We start from the raw sequence: 3,096 nt of genomic DNA, 5'->3' as shown, positions 1-3,096 counted from the left end.
GCCGCACCAGGGGCACTGGGTATAGCCGCTGTAGGCGGCCTGACCCTCGGTCTCGGTCTGCGGCGGCTTGGCCAGCAGGATGCCGAGCTTGGACTTGTCGATGGCGGCGACATCGGCCGGATCGGTCTTGGTGCCGCGCTTGATGGTCAGTTCATTGGACATTTCAAACATCCCCCCGGGGAAAACTGGATACCGGCACCGCCGGCGCGCGGGATCATATCGGAAATCCCCCATGATAGAAACATCATGCCCGCGCGTCCGCGAGCATGTAGAGATGGAAGGCAAGGGGAGGGAATCGACACCATGGGCGTTGCAGCTCTGATCACCGGCGGCACCAAGCGGATCGGCGCCGCCATCGCGGCCCGGCTGGCCGCCGATGGCTATGATCTCGTCCTGCAGACGCGCGATCCCGCCACCGCCGAGCTGCCGGAGGCGCTGGCCGGCCGGGCCGAACTCGTCGCCCTCGACCTTGACGACGGCGCGGGGTTGCCGGCGGCGGCGGATGCGCTGTTCGCGCGCCGGCCGGACATCGGCCTGATCGTCAACAATGCCTCCCGCTTCGAGCCGGATGATTTCCGCAGTCTGGGCGCGGCGTCCTTCAATCGCCACATGGCGGTGAATGCCCTGGCGCCCCTGCTGCTGATCCAGGCCTTCGACCGGGCGATCGGCCGGGGCGCCGTCGTCAATGTGCTCGACGCCAAGCTGGCATGGCCGCATCCCGACTTCCTGTCCTATACCTTGGGCAAGGCGGCGCTGGCGACGATCACCGATCTCGCCGCGCGCTATTTCGCCCCGCGCATCCGGGTCAATGGCGTCGCGCCGGGCCTCACGCTGATCAGCCCGTTCCAGGACGAGGGGCGTTTCCAGGCCGAGAAGGGCAAGCTGCCCCTCGGCCCCGGGCTCGGGCCTCGGGATATCGCCGATGCCGTCGCCTTCCTCGCCCGGGCACCCCAGGTGACGGGGCAGGTGATCGCGGTCGATGGCGGCGAGCGCTATCTCGCCCGGCAGCAGGATCCCTCGACACCGCTCTGACGCGCTGAGTCGGGGATCGCGCCGATCTGGTGGCTCTTGCGCTGGAAACGGCGACAGGCTGGTGGTTGCATGACGCCATGGTTGTGCACCGGCGGATCATCCTTGCGCTTCTGGTGTCGCCGGTCCTGATGGCCGGCGCCCATGCCGGTGAATTGCGCGACGACCGCAATGTCGATATCGCGCCCGTTCTCGAATCGTCGCGTTCGGCCGGACTCGATGTCCAGCCGCCGACCAGCCGTCACAGCGCCATGCTGCCGTCGCCCGAATGGTCGATGGGCAGTCTCGTCCCGCCCGCGCCCCGCGCCGCCGACCCCAAGGGCCTGCGCCTGTCCTTCGGCGCGGTGGAAGACCGGACGCCGATGCTGCTGCGCCCCGATGGTGAGGATTCCATCGGGGGCATGATCCAGTTCCGCAAATCGCTGCCCTGAGGGGCGGTCGGCCGCCGGCCTATTCCGCCGGGGCCGCCTGCTTGCTCCGCCACAGCCGCTTGATGTCGGCCGAAGTCGAGCCCTGACCATCCTCGCGCCAGCCGGGCGGGCCGAACAGGGTCATCAGCCGGCCGCGCCAGCTTTTCGCCCGCGCCAGATCCCGGCCGAGCGCGACCCATTCGTGGCTGGCGATGATCAGCGGATTGAAGGTGCCGATATTTTTCACGATGCCGTAGCGGCAGGGTTCGGCGTCATCCTCGGGCACGAAACTGCCGAACAGACGGTCCCAGATGATCAGGATGCCGGCGTAATTGGCGTCGAGATATCGGGGGTTGGTCGCGTGATGGACGCGGTGGTGCGAGGGCGTGTTGAACACGGCCTCGAACCAGACCGGCAAACGGTGCACCGCCTCGGTATGGATCCAGAACTGATAGACGAGGCTGACGCCCATCTGGAAGAAGATCAGCTCGGTCGGGAAGCCGAGCAGCGACAGCGGCAACCAGCACAGCCAGGTCAGGGCGATCTGGCCGGTCCAGGTCTGGCGCAGCGCGGTCGACAGATTGTAGTGCTGGGAGGAATGGTGGTTGATATGGGCCGCCCACCAGATCCGATGCTCGTGGCTCAGGCGATGGAACCAGTAGTAGCAGAAGTCTTCGGCGAAGAAGATCGCGACGAAGGCCCACCACCCGTAGCCGATGTCGAACAGGGCGAAGCCATGCACCCATTCGAAGGCGGCATAGAGCACCAGTCCCTTGAGGAGGCCGGGGAACAGGCTGCCGAAGCCCATGCTTAGGGACGCGGCGGCATCCTTGTATTCATAGGCGACGCCGCCCTGGCGCTTCATCCAGAACAATTCGGCCGCGATCAGCAGGCCGAACAGCGGTATGGCGTAAAAGACCGGATCAGGCAGGGTCATGCCGGTTGTTCCTCCCCGTTTTGCGGGCATAGTAGCGACCCGCCGCGCGGCGGTCATCGAAATTTGTGATTAATTGTCATCTTTTGGGCGGCGCAGGATGAGCGAAGGCGTGGTGAAACGGGAAGAAGGGGGCTGGGGCGCCGTGCTGGCCGACCGGCATTTTCCCGCCTTCCTGCTGCTGTGTTTCGGCATCTGGCTTCATGCCGCCGATTCGATGCTGACGGCGACCGTCATTCCGGTGCTGGTGGTCGATATCGGCGGCGCCGAATTCATCGCCTGGACCATGGCGCTCTATGTCCTCGCCTCCATCGTCGCCGGTTCCGCCGCCGGGCTCGCGGCGCGGCGCCTCGGCATGAAGCTGGCGATCTGCGGCGGCGCTCTCGTCTATGGCCTCGGCTGCGCCGTCAGCGCGCTCGCGCCCGACATGGCCATGATGCTGGTCGGCCGGGCGCTGCAGGGTTTCGGCGGCGGCGCCATGGTCGCCCTCGCCTATGTCGCCTTGACCGCGCTGTTTCCGGCGCCGATGTGGCCAAGGCTCTATGCCTGTATTTCGGGGATCTGGGGCGGGGCCTCGCTGTGCGGGCCGCTGATCGGCGGGCTCTTCGCCGAGGCCGGCTTGTGGCGCGGCGCCTTCTGGGCTTTCGGCGGCCAGGCGGCCCTGCTTTTGCTCGCCTTCGTCGTCCTGCTGCCGCGGACCCCGCGCGAGGCGGGGGCCTTGCC

The 3,096-nt window shown here is 67.2% G+C and carries 4 protein-coding genes; 3 read left to right on the top strand and 1 reads right to left on the bottom strand.

All coding sequences use genetic code 11. The features are described from left to right. Positions 1 to 303: 303 nt before the first annotated feature. Positions 304 to 1,032 carry an SDR family oxidoreductase gene (locus WAZ62_RS17045; RefSeq protein WP_422644734.1) on the top strand — a complete coding sequence of 243 codons (729 nt, stop codon included), beginning with the start codon at positions 304 to 306 and terminating at the stop codon, positions 1,030 to 1,032. 29 nt (positions 1,033 to 1,061) lie between these two features. Further along, on the top strand, positions 1,062 to 1,460 hold the full coding sequence (locus WAZ62_RS17040) for a hypothetical protein (protein ID WP_422644733.1): 399 nt from the start codon (positions 1,062 to 1,064) through the stop codon (positions 1,458 to 1,460). A gap of 19 nt (positions 1,461 to 1,479) precedes the next feature. On the opposite strand, the gene WAZ62_RS17035 is transcribed toward WAZ62_RS17040, so the two are convergent. Beyond that, a complete protein-coding gene (locus tag WAZ62_RS17035; RefSeq protein ID WP_422644732.1) occupies positions 1,480 to 2,376 on the bottom strand; it encodes a sterol desaturase family protein in 897 nt (298 codons plus the stop codon). Between the two features lie 97 nt (positions 2,377 to 2,473). Here WAZ62_RS17035 and WAZ62_RS17030 point away from each other — a divergent pair. Then, positions 2,474 to 3,096: MFS transporter (locus WAZ62_RS17030; RefSeq protein WP_422644731.1), on the top strand; the 623-nt coding region annotated here is incomplete at its 3' end.

Source organism: Zavarzinia sp. (assembly GCF_049306435.1).
Taxonomy (GTDB): Bacteria; Pseudomonadota; Alphaproteobacteria; order Zavarziniales; family Zavarziniaceae; genus Zavarzinia.
The sequence above is the reverse complement of the archived record's forward strand: the minus strand, read 5'-3'. Positions and strand labels throughout refer to the sequence as shown.